Source organism: Streptomyces griseus subsp. griseus (assembly GCF_003610995.1).
Lineage (GTDB): Bacteria > Actinomycetota > Actinomycetes > Streptomycetales > Streptomycetaceae > Streptomyces.
In genome coordinates this window covers 5,441,087-5,457,327 of the sequence record NZ_CP032543.1, presented here as the reverse complement: position 1 = coordinate 5,457,327, position 16,241 = coordinate 5,441,087, and the positions used below count along the sequence as shown (strand labels likewise).

At 72.1% G+C, this 16,241-nt stretch carries 15 protein-coding genes; 1 reads left to right on the top strand and 14 read right to left on the bottom strand.

Going from position 1 to position 16,241, the window contains the following annotated elements:
* Nucleotides 1–22: 22 nt before the first annotated feature.
* From D6270_RS24715 to D6270_RS24670, 11 genes are all read right to left on the bottom strand, one after another.
* On the bottom strand, nucleotides 23–997 hold the full coding sequence (locus D6270_RS24715) for a LacI family DNA-binding transcriptional regulator (RefSeq protein ID WP_109163442.1): 975 nt from the start codon (nucleotides 995–997) through the stop codon (nucleotides 23–25).
* A gap of 292 nt (nucleotides 998–1,289) precedes the next feature.
* Nucleotides 1,290–2,897 (bottom strand): citramalate synthase, encoded by a 1,608-nt coding sequence (gene cimA, locus D6270_RS24710; protein ID WP_109163443.1) that lies wholly within the window; start codon nucleotides 2,895–2,897, stop codon nucleotides 1,290–1,292.
* A 307-nt stretch (nucleotides 2,898–3,204) separates the two neighbouring features.
* Nucleotides 3,205–3,852, bottom strand: coding sequence for a TetR/AcrR family transcriptional regulator (locus D6270_RS24705; protein WP_109163444.1), 648 nt, complete (start codon nucleotides 3,850–3,852; stop codon nucleotides 3,205–3,207).
* 76 nt (nucleotides 3,853–3,928) lie between these two features.
* Nucleotides 3,929–4,960, bottom strand: coding sequence for an agmatine deiminase family protein (locus D6270_RS24700; protein WP_109163445.1), 1,032 nt, complete (start codon nucleotides 4,958–4,960; stop codon nucleotides 3,929–3,931).
* 160 nt (nucleotides 4,961–5,120) lie between these two features.
* Nucleotides 5,121–6,224 carry a branched-chain amino acid aminotransferase gene (locus D6270_RS24695; protein ID WP_109163446.1) on the bottom strand — a complete coding sequence of 368 codons (1,104 nt, stop codon included), beginning with the start codon at nucleotides 6,222–6,224 and terminating at the stop codon, nucleotides 5,121–5,123.
* A 258-nt stretch (nucleotides 6,225–6,482) separates the two neighbouring features.
* Nucleotides 6,483–7,526 (bottom strand): 3-isopropylmalate dehydrogenase, encoded by a 1,044-nt coding sequence (locus tag D6270_RS24690; RefSeq protein ID WP_109163447.1) that lies wholly within the window; start codon nucleotides 7,524–7,526, stop codon nucleotides 6,483–6,485.
* Between the two features lie 146 nt (nucleotides 7,527–7,672).
* Nucleotides 7,673–7,801, bottom strand: a complete 129-nt coding sequence (locus D6270_RS33695; RefSeq protein ID WP_264081530.1) for a hypothetical protein — start codon at nucleotides 7,799–7,801, stop codon at nucleotides 7,673–7,675.
* Between the two features lie 291 nt (nucleotides 7,802–8,092).
* Nucleotides 8,093–8,644, bottom strand: a complete 552-nt coding sequence (locus D6270_RS24685) for a GNAT family N-acetyltransferase (RefSeq protein ID WP_109163448.1) — start codon at nucleotides 8,642–8,644, stop codon at nucleotides 8,093–8,095.
* 137 nt (nucleotides 8,645–8,781) lie between these two features.
* A complete protein-coding gene (locus D6270_RS24680; RefSeq protein ID WP_109163449.1) occupies nucleotides 8,782–9,852 on the bottom strand; it encodes a S1 family peptidase in 1,071 nt (356 codons plus the stop codon).
* A 223-nt stretch (nucleotides 9,853–10,075) separates the two neighbouring features.
* Complete coding sequence (gene pruA / locus D6270_RS24675; RefSeq protein ID WP_109163450.1) at nucleotides 10,076–11,707, bottom strand: L-glutamate gamma-semialdehyde dehydrogenase; 1,632 nt, start codon at nucleotides 11,705–11,707, stop codon at nucleotides 10,076–10,078.
* Nucleotides 11,708–11,760: 53 nt separating this feature from the next.
* Nucleotides 11,761–12,687: a proline dehydrogenase family protein gene (locus tag D6270_RS24670; RefSeq protein ID WP_109163451.1), complete on the bottom strand. Its 927-nt coding sequence runs from the start codon at nucleotides 12,685–12,687 to the stop codon at nucleotides 11,761–11,763.
* A 212-nt stretch (nucleotides 12,688–12,899) separates the two neighbouring features.
* On the opposite strand from D6270_RS24670, the gene D6270_RS24665 reads away from it, so the two are divergent.
* On the top strand, nucleotides 12,900–14,051 hold the full coding sequence (locus D6270_RS24665) for a PucR family transcriptional regulator (RefSeq protein WP_109163452.1): 1,152 nt from the start codon (nucleotides 12,900–12,902) through the stop codon (nucleotides 14,049–14,051).
* Between the two features lie 15 nt (nucleotides 14,052–14,066).
* Here the strand turns inward: D6270_RS24665 and D6270_RS24660 are convergent, their stop codons facing one another.
* From D6270_RS24660 to D6270_RS24650, 3 genes are all read right to left on the bottom strand, one after another.
* Nucleotides 14,067–14,849, bottom strand: coding sequence for an isoprenyl transferase (locus D6270_RS24660; protein ID WP_109163453.1), 783 nt, complete (start codon nucleotides 14,847–14,849; stop codon nucleotides 14,067–14,069).
* A 77-nt stretch (nucleotides 14,850–14,926) separates the two neighbouring features.
* Complete coding sequence (locus D6270_RS24655) at nucleotides 14,927–15,466, bottom strand: hypothetical protein (protein WP_109163454.1); 540 nt, start codon at nucleotides 15,464–15,466, stop codon at nucleotides 14,927–14,929.
* Between the two features lie 25 nt (nucleotides 15,467–15,491).
* Nucleotides 15,492–16,190 (bottom strand): serine/threonine-protein kinase, encoded by a 699-nt coding sequence (locus D6270_RS24650; RefSeq protein ID WP_109163455.1) that lies wholly within the window; start codon nucleotides 16,188–16,190, stop codon nucleotides 15,492–15,494.
* Between the last annotated feature and the right edge of the window lie 51 nt (nucleotides 16,191–16,241).

The window sequence follows — 16,241 nt, the reverse complement described above, 5'->3', positions numbered from 1 at the left end:
GCGGCCGGGGCGGCCGGGTCCGTCACGGCGCCGAGTGGCGCACGACCAGTTCGGTGGGCAGCACGGCCGGGCCGTCCGGTACGGACGTGCCGCCGAGGTGGGAGAGCAGCATCCGGGCCGCCGCCTCACCCATGCGGCGGGTGGGCTGGCGCACGGTGGTGAGGGGCGGTTCGGTGTGTTCGGCCATCGCGATGTCGTCGAAGCCGACGACCGCGACATCGTCCGGGATCCGGCGTCCGGCGACCCGCAGGGCCCGCAGCACGCCGGCCGCGCTGATGTCGTTGTGCGCGAAGACGGAGTCGAACGCGACGCCCCGGGCGAGGAGTTCCTCCATGGCGAGGCGGCCGCCGAGTTCGGTGAAGTCCCCCTCGACGACGCGGGCTTCGGGCAGGACCGAGCGGAATCCGCCGAGCCGGTCCCGTACGCAGCCGAAGTGCTGGGGTCCGGTGAGGACGACGGGCCTGGAGCGTCCGGCGGCGAGCAGGTGGCGGGCCGCCGACGCTCCTCCCTCGTGGTTGGTGGTCACGACGGAGGGGAATTCGGGGTGGTGGCCGCGGTCGTCGATGAGCACGATCGGCAGGCCGTCGCGGTGCAGTTCGGTGAGGTGGCCGAGGGTGTTCTCCGGCTCCACGACGACGAGCCCGTCGAAGGCGCGCGCGGTCACCTGGGTGGTGAAGCGCTGGACGGACTCGGCGCCCCGGTTGCAGGTGAAGAGCAGCAGCCCGTAGTCGGCGGCCTCGACGGTGTCGACGACCCCCTGGAGCAGTTCGCCCATCCACGGCCAGGTCAGCGAGGGGACCAGCATGCCGACGGTACGGCTGGAGCCGCGGGCCAGGCCCACGGCTCCGGAGCTGGGCACATAGCCGAGGTGTGCGATCACTTCACGAACACGGGCGGCGGTCGCCCCGTCCACCTCGCCCTTGGTGTTGATGACCCGCGACACGGTCGTCTTGCTGACGCCGGCCTCACGGGCGACATCGGCGATGGTGACACGCATCTGGGCCTCCGTTGGACCAGGCAAGGGGCAGGCTGGAACAGGGCTGAGCAGGGCAGGGGCAGGGCTGCGGAGCACATACCGGGAGAGGCGTCCGGTACCGGTTCCGGAACCGGTACCGGCGTTGCGGCAGGAGTTAACCCCGCCGACACAGGGCCGTCAATACTTCACACCGAGATTGGTCCGGACCCATCTGCTGACCAGGCAGGGCGCGTTGTACGTTCACCTCTTGAACGCGTGAGAGCCGCCGTCCCGGGGGTCGGGGCGGCGGCTCTCACGGGTGGAACGGGTCGCGCTACTCGGTGGGCTCCACGCCCGCGCGCAGCAGGCCGTAGGTGTACGCGTCCTCCAGCGCCTGCCAGGACGCGGCGATGACGTTCTCGGCGACCCCCACGGTGGCCCAGTCGGCGTCGCCGTCGCCCGTGGTGATCAGGACCCGGGTGGTGGACTCGGTGCCCGTACGCCCTTCCAGGATACGGACCTTGTAGTCGACCAGCTCCAACTTGGCCAGCTGGGGGTAGATCCGCTCCAGGGCCACGCGCAGGGCCCGGTCCAGGGCGTTGACCGGGCCGTTGCCCTCGGCGGTGGCGACGATGCGCTCGCCCTTGGCCCAGAGCTTCACGGTGGCCTCGTTGGCGTGGGTGCCGTCGGGGCGGTCCTCGACGATCGCCCGCCAGGACTCCGTACGGAAGTAGCGGCGGGCCCGGCCCTCCACCTCGCCGCGCAGCAGGAGTTCGAAGGAGGCGTCGGCGGCCTCGTAGGTGTAGCCCTGGAGTTCGCGCTCCTTGACCCGCTCCACGACCCGGCCGACCAGGGCTCGGTCGTCGCCGAGGTCGACGCCCAGCTCCTTGCCCTTCAGCTCGATGGAGGCGCGGCCCGCCATGTCGGAGACCAGCATCCGCATGGTGTTGCCGACCAGCTCCGGGTCGATGTGCTGGTACAGATCGGGGTCGACCTTGATCGCGGAGGCGTGCAGCCCGGCCTTGTGGGCGAAGGCCGAGACACCGACGTAGGGCTGGTGGGTGGAAGGGGTGAGGTTGACGACCTCCGCGATCGCGTGCGAGATCCGGGTCATCTCGGCGAGCGCGCCCTCGGGCAGCACCTTCATGCCGTACTTCAGCTCCAGGGCCGCGACGACCGGGAAGAGGTTGGCGTTGCCGACCCGCTCGCCGTATCCGTTGGCCGTGCACTGGACGTGGGTGGCGCCGGCGTCCACGGCGGCCAGGGTGTTGGCGACCGCACAGCCCGTGTCGTCCTGGGCGTGGATGCCGAGCCGGGCGCCGGTGTCGGCGATGACGGTGGAGACGACCGCCTGGACCTGGGCGGGGAGCATGCCGCCGTTGGTGTCGCAGAGGATGACGACCTCCGCGCCCGCCTCGTACGCGGTACGGACCACGGACTTGGCGTACGCGGCGTTGGCGCGGTAGCCGTCGAAGAAGTGCTCGCAGTCCACGAAGACGCGGCGGCCCTGTTCGCGCAGGTGGGAGACGGTGTCGCGGACCATCTCCAGGTTCTCGTCCAGGGTGGTGCGCAGGGCCAGCTCCACATGGCGGTCGTGGGACTTGGCGACCAGCGTGATCACCGGGGCGCCGGAGTTCAGGAGCGCCTGCACCTGGGGGTCCGTCGACGCGCTGCCACCGGCCCGCCGGGTCGCGCCGAACGCCACCAGCTGGGCGTTCTCGAATGCGATCTCCTGCTGGGCCCGGGCGAAGAACTCCGTGTCGCGCGGATTGGCACCCGGCCAGCCGCCCTCGATGTACCCGACGCCGAAGGTGTCCAGGTGCCGGGCGATGGTCAGCTTGTCGGCGACCGTCAGGTTGATGCCCTCACGCTGAGCACCGTCGCGCAGTGTGGTGTCGAAGACATGGAAACCGTCGTCGGTGGCGTTGCCCTTGGTGGTCATGCTGATCTGACTCCTGTCGGATGAGTGGATCCGGACGGTCCGGGGCTGCCCGGGGAATCCGGAACAACCCCCAGCTCCACTTGCCCCCATCATCCCGCGCGCTCCGCCCGGCCCGGGTGCGGGCCGGAAAACGAAAAAACCCCTCGCGGGTGCGAGAGGTCTGCGCGCGGGTCTGGGGCACGGTGGCCGTGCCGCACATGGTGGTACGGGACGGTCACTGCGGACCGGCGCGCCTGCTGCCAATAATCATGACGGACGAGGACACGGCAGAAGTCTCGCACAGTGACGCGTCCGTGACGCCGGTGTCTCAGGATGCGGTCGTGACGCTGGTCGCATCGCTCTTCCGGGAGCCCGGCGTCAGCGTCTCGTCCAGGAACTCCGCCGCCTGGGCCAGCACCTGTTCCCGGCCCGTCCCCGGGATCCCCACCGTCACATGCACGCTGAACCCGTCCAGCAGCGCCCGCAGCCGGGTCGCGAACCGGTCCGCGTCCACCGCCCGGAACTCCCCCCGCGAGACCCCCTCGGCGAGCAGTGCCACCAGGTCCCGGTGCCAGGCGCCCTCGATGGCCGCCTGCCGGGCCCTGGCCTCGTCGTCCGCGTTCTGCGAGCGGCCCCAGACCTCCAGCCAGAGCGTCCAGTGCGGGTCGCGGTGGCCGGCCGGGAGGTAGAGGCCGATGTACGCGTCCAGCCGCTCGCGGGCGGTGCACGGTTCGGCGAGGAGGGCGCGCCGCTCGGCCCCGAGGCGGTTCTCGCTCCACTCCAGGGTCCGGAGCAGCAGCTCGTCCTTGGTGCGGAAGTAGTAGAGCAGGTGCCCACTGCTCATCCCCACCTCGCGCCCGAGCCCCGCCATGGTCAGCCCGTCCAGACCGCGTGCGGCGATGGTGGCCATGGCGGCGGCCAGGACGTCCTCGCGGGGCGGGGCGGCGTGGTGGGTGCGGCGGGGGGCGGGGGTCATGGGCTGGCTCGAACCTCCGGGGCGAGTCGGACCTTCGGCTGCCGGCCGGGTCCAGGTCTGCGGCTGCCGACCGGGCTCAGATCTGCGGCTGCTGCTGGGTGATGCAGTGGATGCCTCCACCGCCGGCAAAGATCGTACGGGCATCGACGAGGGTCACCGTACGGTCCGGGAACAGGCCCCGGAAGATCGCGGCGGCCTCCTCGTCCCGCGGGTCGTCGAAGGCGCAGAGGACCACGCCGCCGTTGCAGAGGTAGTGGTTGATGTAGGAGTGGTCGACCCACTCGCCGTCCTCGTCGCGCAGGGCGGTGGGCGCGGGCACCTCGATGACCTCCAGCGGGCGTCCCCTGGCATCCGTGGCAGCCCGCAGCACGGCCAGCAGTTCCCGGGAGACCTCGTGGTCGGGGTGGGCCGGGTCCGGCTGGACATGGGCGACGACGGTGCCCGGACGGACGAAGGCGGCGACGATGTCGACATGGCCGAGCGTGCCGTACGTCCCGTAGTCGCCGGTCAGCCCGCGCGGGAGCCAGATGGCCTTCTCGGTGCCCAGGCGCGCGTGGATCTCCGCCTCGACCCGCTCCTTGCTCCAGCCGGGGTTGCGCTCCTTGCCGAGCTGGACGGTCTCGGTGAGCAGGACGGTCCCCTCGCCGTCGACGTGGATCGCGCCGCCCTCGTTGACGAGCGGGGAGCTGTGGACGGGGGTGCCGGTCAGCTCGGCGACGGCCCGGGCGATGTGCTGGTCGCTCTCCCAGCGGGCCCAGCCCTGGGCGCCCCAGCCGTTGAACGTCCAGTCGACGGCGGCGAGGGTGCGGCCGTCGGTGACGAAGGTGGGGCCGATGTCCCGCATCCAGGCGTCGTCCAGCGGCCGGACGACCAGCTCCACACCGGGGCCGAGCAGGGCGGCGGCCCCCTCCTCCTGCCCGGGCCCGACGACCATCGTGACCGGCTCGAAGCGGCGTACGGCCCGGGCGACGGCGGCCCAGGCGCGGCGGGCCTCGTCCAGCTCGGCGTCGGAGGCGAAGGTGGGGTTGGGCCCGGGCCAGGCCATCCAGGTGCGCTCGTGCGGGGCCCACTCGGGGGGCATGCGGAAGGGGGCGGGTGTGGCGGACATGGGGGCTCCTGGGCTGGCGGTTTTAGAGTTCCACTCTAATTGTGCGACAAGGCCGTATGGAAGGTCTTTGGACCTCTCTTGGAGTGGCGCTCTATTCACCGGCACGGAAAAGGCCGCACCGGCCGGAAGCCTGGTGCGGCCTGGTCCCGGAGGGGATGCCCTAGCCGAGCGGGTGCATCCAGCCGTGGGTGTCCTCGGCGATGCCGCGCTGGATGTCCAGCAGGCGGTCACGCAGCTTCATGGTGACCTCGCCGGGGGTGCCGTCGCCCTGGGTCCACTCGCCGTTCGCGGTCTTCACCGTGCCGACGGGGGTGATGACCGCGGCGGTGCCGCAGGCGAAGACCTCCGTGAGGGTGCCCTTCGCGGTGTCGTCGCGCCACTGGTCGATGGAGACGCGGCCCTCCTCGGAGCCGTGACCGAGGTCGCGGGCGACCTTGAGGAGGGAGTCGCGGGTGACGCCGGCGAGGAGGGAGCCGGTGAGGGAGGGCGTGATGATCTTCTTGGAGCCGTCCTCCTGCTCGTACACGAAGTAGAGGTTCATCCCGCCGAGCTCCTCGACCCACTTGTGCTCGACCGCGTCGAGGTAGGCGACCTGGGCGCAGCCGTGCTCGGCCGCCTCGGCCTGGGCGAGCAGGGAGGCCGCGTAGTTGCCGCCGGTCTTGGCGTCGCCGACTCCGCCGGGGACGGCGCGGACGCGGTTCTCGGAGAGCCAGATGGAGACGGGCTGCACACCGCCGGGGAAGTAGGCGCCGGCGGGCGAGGCGATGACCAGGAAGAGGTACTCGTTGGCCGGCTTCACGCCGAGGCCGACCTCGGTGGCGATCATGAACGGGCGCAGGTACAGCGACTCCTCGCCACCGTGCGCCGGGACCCATGCCTTGTCCTGCTGCACCAGCGCGTCGCAGGCCGCGATGAACGTCTCGACCGGCAGCTCCGGCATGGCCAGGCGCGCGGCCGAGCGCTGGAAGCGGCGGGCGTTGGCGTCGGGGCGGAACGAGGCGACCGAGCCGTCGGGCTGGCGGTAGGCCTTCAGCCCCTCGAAGATCTCCTGCGCGTAGTGCAGGGTCATGTTGGCCGGGTCCAGCGACAGGGGGCCGTAGGGGACCAGCTCGGCGTCGTGCCAGCCGCGGCCCTCGGTCCAGCGGATCGTCACCATGTGGTCGGTGAAGTGCCGGCCGAATCCGGGGCTGGCCAGGATCGCCTCGCGCTCCGCGTCGGACAGCGGGTTCGAGGAGGGCTTGAGCTCGATCGTGGGCGTCGTCATGAGTGCGTGTCCTTCACCGGTCTTGTGTGTGATGGACCGCCGCCCACGCCCGTCCTCCTCCCGGCACTTTCCGGCCAGGTCCTAGGACGTCCGAGCTTCACCACGAGCCACGGCCCCGCGTTCGATTATCCCTTGCGGGGGGCCAGGCACGAAATGGTGGGTTTGCGGTCCAGGGGTCGATGGTGGCACCCGGGGGCCGCACAGGAGAAGCCGCCGGGCGCTGATGCGACCCGGCGGCTTCGAAGTGGAGTCGTCGGGTCAGCTCGCTACGCGTACCGCGAGCGCGTCGCCGATCTCGTCGGTCGTACGCGTGGTGGCCCCGTCGCGCTCCGCCAGGTCGGCGGAGACGGCGTCCTCGATGCGCGCGGCCTCGGCCTCGTAACCGAGGTGGCGCAGCAGGAGGGCGACGGAGAGGACCGTGGCGGTCGGGTCGGCCTTGCCCTGCCCGGCGATGTCGGGGGCGGAGCCGTGGACCGGCTCGAACATCGACGGGAACGCGCCCGTCGGGTTGATGTTGCCGGAGGCGGCCAGGCCGATTCCGCCGGTGACGGCGGCGGCGAGGTCGGTGAGGATGTCGCCGAACAGGTTGTCGGTGACGATGACGTCGAAGCGCTCCGGCTGGGTGACGAAGAAGATCGTCGCGGCGTCGACGTGCAGATAGTCGGTGGAGACCTGAGGATACTCGGCGGCGACCTTGTCGAAGGTGTTCTTCCACAGGTGGCCGGCGTAGACGAGGACGTTGTTCTTGTGGACCAGCGTCAGCTTCTTGCGCGGCCGCGCGGCCGCCCGCTCGAAGGCGTCCCGGACCACACGCTCCACGCCGTACGCCGTGTTGACGCTGACCTCGGTGGCGACCTCGGCGGGCGTGCCGGTGCGCAGCGATCCGCCGTTGCCCGTGTAGGGGCCCTCGGTGCCCTCGCGGACCACGACGAAGTCGATGTCGGGGCGGCCGGCGAGCGGGGTCGCGGTGTTCGGGAAGAGCTTGGACGGGCGCAGGTTGATGAAGTGGTCGAAGGCGAAACGCAGCTTCAGCAGCAGCCCGCGCTCCAGGACGCCGGACGGCACGGACGGGTCGCCGATCGCGCCGAGGAGGATGGCGTCATGGTTCTTGAGCGCCTCCAGCTCCGCGTCCGGGAGGGTGTCGCCGGTGCGGTGCCAGCGCTGGGCGCCAAGGTCGTACTCCTTGGTCTCCAGCTTCACATCCTGCGGGAGGACAGCGTTGAGGACCTTGAGGCCCTGGGCCACGACTTCCTGGCCGATTCCGTCACCGGGGATCACTGCGAGATCGATGCTGCGAGACATGCGGGAAGCCTAACGGTGCGTCCCACCCCATGACATCCGACGTCCACCATGCGGACGAGCGCAAGCGTGTCCGGGACGCGTGGGGTGTACGGGGTGGGGGCGAGCGGCGAGGGGTGCGCGGGCGGACCGGCGGCCTTCGCGGCGGCTCAGTGGCCGGTCGCGCCGCCGTTGTCCCGGCGGTCGAGGGCGCGCTGGAGGGCGGCGGCGGCGTTCTTGCGCTCGGCCTCGGCCTGACGGGAGGTGTGGCGGACGCGGCGGGTGGTGGTGTTGGCCATGGTGGATCGACTCCTTGAGATCGCATGGATGCCGGGGGCAGGCCGCACAGCGTGGTGCGGCGCCGAGGCCGGGCCGGGATCGGATTTCGAGGTGCCGGAAGGAGCGGGGAGCGTACGCCGCAGGGGGTGACCTGCTTCGGGGCGCGCGCCCGCAACCGCCACAGTCGCTCGGTCGAGCGATTCGTTCGGCTTCTACAAAGCTAGGACAGTCCGGCCGCTCTGTCTCTACAGTTAGTCGGACTTCCTACTATCTGAGACGGCCGCTCCCCCGCACCCGGTCCGCTCAGCCCCTCAGAGCAGGTCGCCGTCGCGCCAGTCGAAGACGAGGCGGTGCGTGGCCGGGGACAGCGCATGACCGGCGGCCGGGCGGACGTAGGTGGAGCCTTCCTCGTCCGGCAGCGCCACGGCCCCGTGCGGGCCGAGGGCGGCGAGGCCGCCCGGCCACACCTGCCAGCCGCGCGCCGCGTAGAGCGCCGCGCCCACGTCGGAGGCGGAGAGCGCGCCGAACTCGTAGGCCCCGTCGACGACCCGCTCCAGCGCGCCCATCACCCGGTGGCCGAGCCCCTGGCGGCGGCGGCCGGGGCGGACGGCGACGGCCTCGACGTACCCCACGCGCAGCGAGCGGCCGTCGTGGAGCACCCGGCGCTGGACGATGGAGCCGTGGGCGACGAGGAGTCCGCCGGTGTCGCGCACCAGGGCGTGGACGCCACCGAGGGAGTGCTCCCAGTCGTCGTCGCCGAAGTCGCCCTCGAAGGCGGAGTCCAGCAGGGTGCGGATCTCGTCCCGTACGGCCGCGGTCAGCTCGAAGGTGTGGGCGGCGCGCACCGCGGGGAGCTCGGTCATGGTCCCAGCTTCCCAGGCACCCGCTCCGACCAGGCACGCAGGGGCGATGCGGGGTGCCTCCGAAGCCCGCCCGGACCGGGGTGCACGGTGGTCCGGGCGGGCGTGGGGGCCGTACGCGGTACGACGGTGGCTGCGGCTCAGTACACCGAGACGCCGTACGCCTGGAGCGCCTCCAGCACCGGCTGGTGGATGGCCGAGCCGCTCGTGCCGGAGCAGCCGGAGCTGCCGGAGTGGATGCCGAGGGCGACCGTGCCGGCGAAGTGGGCGCCGCCGCTGTCGCCTCCGGCGGAGCAGGCGGTGGTGCGGACCATGCCGTAGACGGGCCCGTCGCCGTAGTTGACGGTGACGTTGACGGCGGTGACCGTGCCGGAGGTCACCTTGGTGGTGGAGCCGCTCTTGCGGATCGCCTGGCCGACGACGGCGTTGGCGGCGGAGGCGATGTCCTGGGTGGACCCGTTGTAGAGGTCGACGGCACCGGCGGGCGAGGAGCCGTCGGTGTAGCGGACGATGCCGTAGTCGTTGGTCGGGAAGCTGGTGCCCTCGCGGACGCCGATGACCGGACCACCCGAGCCGGCCGACCAGTTGGCGGAGATGTTGGTGCAGTGTCCGGCGGTGACGAAGTAACGGGCCCCGCCCTTGGTGACGTTGAAGGCGGCCGAGCAGCGGCTGCCGCCGCCGTAGATGGCTCCGCCGCCCAGCACCTCGCGGTGGAAGACGCCGGGTACGCGGTTGATGCTCACCGCTCCGCCGAGCCGCTTCGCGACGGCTTCGAGGCGGGCCATGTCCCGGGCCGAGACGGAGGAGTCGGCCTCGACGGCGACCTGGTTGGTGCGCGGGTCGACGCCCCAGGAGGTGCCGGTGATCTTCGCCTCGGCCTCCAGGGTCTCCATGGCGGCGTCGAGCTGGGCGGCGCTGCGGGCCACCCGGCGCACGGTGGCCCCGGTGGCGCGGGCCTGCTCCTCGGCCCGGTCGGTGGTGACGGTGACGACCAGGTCTCCGGTCTTGCGGTCCAGGTAGGTTCCGGCGGTGTCGCCGCCGAGCGTGCGTTCGACGGTGGCGTCGAGTGCGTACGCGGACGCGGAGGGGGTCGCCGAGGGGGCGGCGGCGGAGTGGACCTCGGCGGCGGTGGCGGGGGTCGCGCCGAGGCCGAGGGCGCCGACGAGGAGCAGCAGGGAAAGGCTCAGGGGCGCGCGGGAGTCGCGTCTCATGGGGGAACTCCTTCTCGGGTGACGTGTGGGGACGTACCGAGAAGAAATTTGACATGTTCATTACCTTCACCACAAGACCGCGTGGCCCCGGGAGCGTGCGGGACCCCCGGCATGGAAACCGCCCCCCGGCCGGTTGGGGGACCGGTCGGGGGGCGGTGCTCGGGGGACCTCCGCGGAGGCCCTGGAGCCCGGGGCGTCGTGCTGCGGCGTCCCGGGGAGGGGGTCAGCCCTGGTGGGGGTAGGTGTACTCGGTCGGCGCGACCAGGGTCTCCTTGATGGCCCGGGTGAGGGTCCAGCGCTGGAGGTTCTGCGGGGCGCCCGCCTTGTCGTTGGTGCCGGAGGCGCGGCCGCCGCCGAAGGGCTGCTGGCCGACGACGGCGCCGGTCGACTTGTCGTTGATGTAGAAGTTGCCCGCGGCGTAGCGGAGCTTGTCCATCGTGTACGCGGCGGCGGCGCGGTCACCCGCGATGACCGAGCCGGTCAGCGCGTAGTCGGAGACCGACTCCATCTGCTCCAGCATGGCGTCGTAGTGCGCGTCCTCGTAGACGTGGATCGCGAGGATCGGGCCGAAGTACTCGGTCGTGAAGACCTCGTTCTCGGGGTCCGAGCAGACGATGACGGTCGGACGGACGAAGTAGCCCACCGAGTCGTCGTACGTCCCGCCCGCGACGATCTCGCACGCCGGGTCGGACTTCGCGCGGTCGATCGCGGCCTTGTTCTTGGCGAACGAGCGCTCGTCGATGACGGCCCCGATGAAGTTCGTCAGGTCGGTGACGTCACCCATCGTGATGGAGTCGACCTCGGCGGCGAACTCCTCCTTGAAGCCGGAGTTCCAGATGGAGGCGGGGACGTACGCACGCGAGGACGCCGAGCACTTCTGGCCCTGGTACTCGAAGGAGCCGCGGGTCAGCGCGGTCCTCAGCACGGCGCGGTCGGCGCTGGGGTGCGCGACGACGAAGTCCTTGCCGCCGGTCTCGCCGACGAGCCGCGGGTAGGTGCGGTAGTTGGCGATGTTGTTGCCGACCGTCTTCCACAGGTGCTGGAAGGTGGGGGTGGAGCCGGTGAAGTGGATGCCGGCCAGGTCGCGGTGGTTCAGCGCCACCTCGGAGACGGCCTTGCCGTCGCCGGTGACCAGGTTGATGACGCCCTTGGGCAGCCCGGCCTCCTCCAGGAGCCGCATCAGCAGCACGGCGGCGTGGGTCTGGGTCGGGGACGGCTTCCACACCACGACGTTGCCCATGAGGGCGGGGGCGGTGGGGAGGTTGCCCGCGATGGCCGTGAAGTTGAACGGCGTGATCGCGTAGACGAAGCCCTCCAGCGGGCGGTGGTCCATGCGGTTCCACACGCCCGGGGAGTTGGCCGGGGGCTGCTCGGCGAGGATCTGGCGCGCGTAGTGCACGTTGAAGCGCCAGAAGTCGATGAGCTCGCAGGGGGTGTCGATCTCGGCCTGCTGGGCGGTCTTGGACTGGCCGAGCATGGTGGAGGCGGCCAGCGTCTCGCGCCAGGGGCCCGACAGCAGCTCGGCGGCGCGCAGGATGATCGCGGCGCGGTCGTCGAAGGACAGGGCGCGCCAGGCCGGGGCGGCGGCGAGGGCCGCGTCGATGGCGTCCTGGGCGTCCTGCTCGGTGGCCCCGGCGAAGGTGCCGATGACGGCCTGGTGGTTGTGCGGCTGTACGACGTTCACCCGCTCGCCGCCGCCCATCCGCTTCTCGCCGCCGATGGTCATCGGCAGGTCGATCGGGTTGTCGGCGAGCTCCTTGAGCTTCACCTCCAGACGGGCGCGCTCCGGGGAGCCCGGGGCGTAGGAGTGGACCGGCTCGTTGACCGGCGCGGGGACCTGGGTGACGGCGTCCATGAGTGCCTTGTCTCCTTGGTGTCGGCGGGGGTGTGGGTCAGCCCGGAGGCCGCTCAGCCCTTGGTGAGGATCGAGCGGCCGAAGAACAGCAGGTTGGCCGGCTTCTCCGCGAGGCGGCGCATGAAGTATCCGTACCAGTCGGTGCCGTACGCCGTGTAGACGCGCATCCGGTGGCCCTCGTCCGCGAGCCGGACGTGCTCGTCGCTGCGGATGCCGTACAGCATCTGGAACTCGTACTCATCCAGTTTGCGCCCGGCCTGGCGGCCCAGCTCCTGGGCGATGGCGATGAGACGGGGGTCGTGGGACCCGATCATCGGGTAGCCCTCGCCCTCCATCAGGATGCGGATGATGCGGACGTACGCCTTGTCGATCTCGGCCTTGTCCTGGTGAGCGACGGAGGCGGGCTCCTTGTAGGCGCCCTTCACGATGCGGACGCGGCTGCCGGCGGCGGCCAGGCGGCGGGCGTCGTCCTCGGTGCGGAAGAGGTAGGACTGGATGACACAGCCGGTCTGCGGGAAGTCCTTCCGCAGCTCCTCGTGGATCGCGAACATCGAGTCGAGGGTGGTGTGGTCCTCGGCGTCCAGGGTGACCGTGGTGCCGATGGCGGCCGCCGCCTCGACGACGGGGCGCACATTGGCGAGGGCCAGCTCGTGGCCGCCCTCCAGCGCTTGGCCGAACATCGACAGCTTGACGGACATCTCGGCGCGCGGGCCGAGGTCCAGGACCTTCAGGCGCTCCACGAGCTCCAGGTAGGCGTCACGGGCGGCCTCGGCCTGCGCCGGGGTGGTGATGTCCTCGCCCACGACGTCGAGGGTGACCTCCAGCCCCTTGTCCGCTGCGTCCTCGACGATCGGCACGACCTGGTCGACGCTCTCCCCGGCGATGAAGCGGTCGACGACCTGCTTGGTGCCGGGCGCGGCCGAGATGAACCGGCGCATCTTGTCGCTGCGGGACGCGGCGAGAATCACGGGACCCAGCACGGGGCACCTCCACGAATGTACGGACGAGGGGCCGTGACGGCGGATACATGAACGTATGCGAACGGGCATGAACAGACCGGTACGGCACGGATAACCACCGTGAAATCTAGGTACCCCGCCGATCCTGTGCCATCGACACCTGTCACGCATCCGTGGCCGCCATCTCAGACATCTGTATGAAGGAAGACGGGGAGGGGTGCGAGAATGGCGGTGTGACAGGCGATTACCAGGAACTGGTCGACGAGATCTCCGCCCTTCTCGGCGCCCCCGCCACTCTGGAGAACCGCGATTTCGGCCTGGTCGCCTTCGGGGCCCACGACAGCGACGACGACACCACGATGGACCCGGTCCGCACCCGCTCGATCCTGACCCGCCGCTCCACCCCCGCCGTCCGCGCCTGGTTCGAGGGGTTCGGCATCACCCGGGCGACCGGCCCGGTCCGCATCCCCGCCGCCCCGGAGGCCGGGGTCTTCCGGGACCGCGTCTGTCTTCCGGTACGCCACCGGGGTGTCGTCCTCGGTTACGTCTGGCTCCTCGACACCGACCCCGGGCCGACCGACGATCAGCTGGCCGCCGCGATGGAGGTCGCCGCCCGGATCGGGGCGCTGCTCTTCGACGAGGCCCGGGCGGGCGCGGACCTCTCCCGGGAGTTCGGCGCGGTCCTCACGGCCGGGCCCGGGCGGCAGCACGACACGGCGGTGGCGGCGCTGCGGGAGGCGCTGGGGCAGGACGCGGAGGGGCTGCACACGGTGGTGTGCGTGACGCCGTGGGGCGCCGACGACACCCCGTCGGTACGAGGCGTGGCCTCGGCCTCCGCCCTGGCGGCGGTCTCCCCGCCCGGGGGCGCCGGGTCCGTGTCACTGGCCGCGCTCATCCGGCTGCGCTCGCCGGACCGCCTGGACCCGGCGGTGAGCGCCGCCGAACGCCTGCGTACGGGGGCGGGCCCGGGAGCCACCGGGGGGATCGCGGCGCCCCGGCGGGGCCTGGACGCGCTGCCGGCCTCCTGGCGCGAGGCGGTGGCGTCGGCCCGCGCGGCCCGGGCCGAGACCCGGTTCGGCCCGGTCGCCCGCTGGTCGGCGATCGGCCCGTACCGCCTGCTCACCGCCCTCCCCGGCACCGGCACCGACCCCGCCGACCCGGCGGTCGCCTCGCTGCTGACCCCGCTGCACAAGGAGCTGGCGCACACGGCGGAGGCGTTCCTGGACTGCGCGGGCCAGGCGAGCCGGACGGCGGCCGAGCTGGGCATCCACCGCCAGACGCTCTACTACCGCCTCTCCCGCATCGAACAGATCACCGGCCTCGACCTGGCCGACGGCGAGGACCGGCTGCTGCTGCACATGGCGGTGAAACGGGCGCGGCTGTGAGGCTCCGCGCGGCCGTCACTTGCCGAAGCGGCGTTCCCGGTTCGCGTACGAGCGCAGGGCGCGCAAGAAGTCCACGTGGCGGAAGGCCGGCCAGTAACAGTCCACCCAGTGCATCTCGGCATAGGCGGACTGCCAGAGCAGAAAGCCGGACAGCCGCTGCTCGCCGGAGGTGCGGATGATGAAGTCGGTGTGGTCGGCGATCGGTGAGTAGAGGTGGCGGGAGATGTCCTCGATGCCGAACCGGGCGACCAGCTCGGCCGGGTCGCCGCCGGCCGCCATGTGCTCCTCGAAGGCCCGCTTCACGGCGTCGACGATCTCGCGCCGCCCGCCGTAGCCGACGGCCACATCCACCTTGAGGCCGCCGCGCCCGGTCGTCGCGGCGGTGGCCTCCTTGAGCACCTGGGCGCTGGTGCCGGGCAGCATGTCGAGGGAGCCGATCACCTGGACCTCCCAGTCACGGCCCTCGGCGGTGATGTCCCGGACGGTCTCCTCGATGACCTCGATCAGCGGGCCCAGCTCCTCGGCCGGGCGGCCCAGGTTGTCGTCGGAGAGCATGAAGAGCGTGACGTGTTCGATCCCGGCGGCGGTGCACCAGCCGAGGAACGTGGTCACCTTGGCGCCGCCCGCCCGGTAGCCCTCGCGGACGTCCGTGTGCCCGGCCTTGCGGGCCCAGCGCCGGTTGCCGTCGACCATGATCCCGACGTGCTGGGGGCGCGGCAGCCCGACCAGAGTGGTGGCCAGCCGGCGCTCGTACACCGCTTCGATGGGCCGCCGGAGGAACAGGGGGAGCAGCTTCATGGACCCTCTCCAGCACGGAACAGCTGATGTCGCAGGACCTTATCAGCGGGCCCGACAGCGCCCGGCGGGATGGGGGTTCACCCCACCTCGTCCGGCTCCGTGACCGGTTCCCCGCTGACCAGGGCGGCCAGCACGAGCGGCGCGTCACCGTCGCTCTGGCCGACGGTCACGCCGAACCATCGGTCACCGGAACCGCCCGGTCCCGCCGCACCGACCGGCCCCCAGACGGTCAGGTCCCCGTACAGGTCCACGGCGAACAGCGCCTGGAACAGGGGCTCCACGGGGGCACCCGCCTGCCATGCGCGCAACGGCCCGTGCAGGCGGACCTTGGTGTGCGGGCCCCAGCGGTGGTCCAACTCCCGCGTAAGGGCGGCCAGATACGCGTCGGCGGCCTCTTCGGCGTCGTTCCACTCGGGGGCGTACACGCCGGTCAGCGGGTCACCCTCCCAGAGCGGCACGACGCGGAAGCCCGCACCCTCGGTCGCGCTCCACTCGCCCGTCACCGGGTCACCCTGGCCGGCGGTGGGGCCGGTGGCCGGTACGGGGGCGGCGAGGAGCTGCCCGGCCTCGGCCACCGCCCGGGGCAGCGCGAAGGGCTCCCCCGCCCGGGAGGTCACCGCGCCGCCCGCGCGGTCGCGCGGCTCACAGCACCGCCCGGTCCATCGGACGGGGCAGCGGCGCCAGGGCCCCCGCCTCGCGCAGGCGCTCGCACGCGCGCACCACCGCCGCGGTGTCGCCGGGGGCCGCGATGCCCAACAGCTCTCCGCCGCCCGGGAGTTGACGGCGGACCGCGTCCAGTCCTTCCGGTACGAGGGCGGCGCGGGCCGGGGAGAGATAGCCGGCCCGGCCCACCGCCGGGTCCTCGACCGAGAACCCGGCCTCGTCCTCCAGCGCGTCCAGCACGTCGTCGTCGCTCACATCGCCGAAGTCCGGCTCCCACACCCGGGCGAGGAGCGCGAGGAGGTCCTCCTCGGGGACGGAGGCGTCGTCCGGTGCGTGCAGCACCACCGCGATCGACTGGAGCAGGAACTCCGGTTCGCCGCCCGCCACTCCGCTGATCTCTGCCTCCCAGCCGGGTGTGCCCGTGCCGACCAGCCGCAGCCCGGTGCCCGTCAGGTCCGACCAGTCGGCCGCGCTCCGGGCGGCCCGCACCGCGCCGAGCAGGGCGTCCCCGTCGGCCGTGATGGCGGTCGCGGGTCCGTCGGCATGGACCTGGCTCCAGGCGTCCGCCGCCTCCGGGACGAGCCCGGTGAGCCCTTCCAGGGTCCGCAGCCACCGATCGGCCAGCGCCTCGGCCGACTCCGGCCTCGGGCCCCAGAAGCCCCGCACCACACGTCGCATGCTGATCTCTCTCTCCTCCGTCGCCGGACCGGACCGCCCACGCGTGCAGGC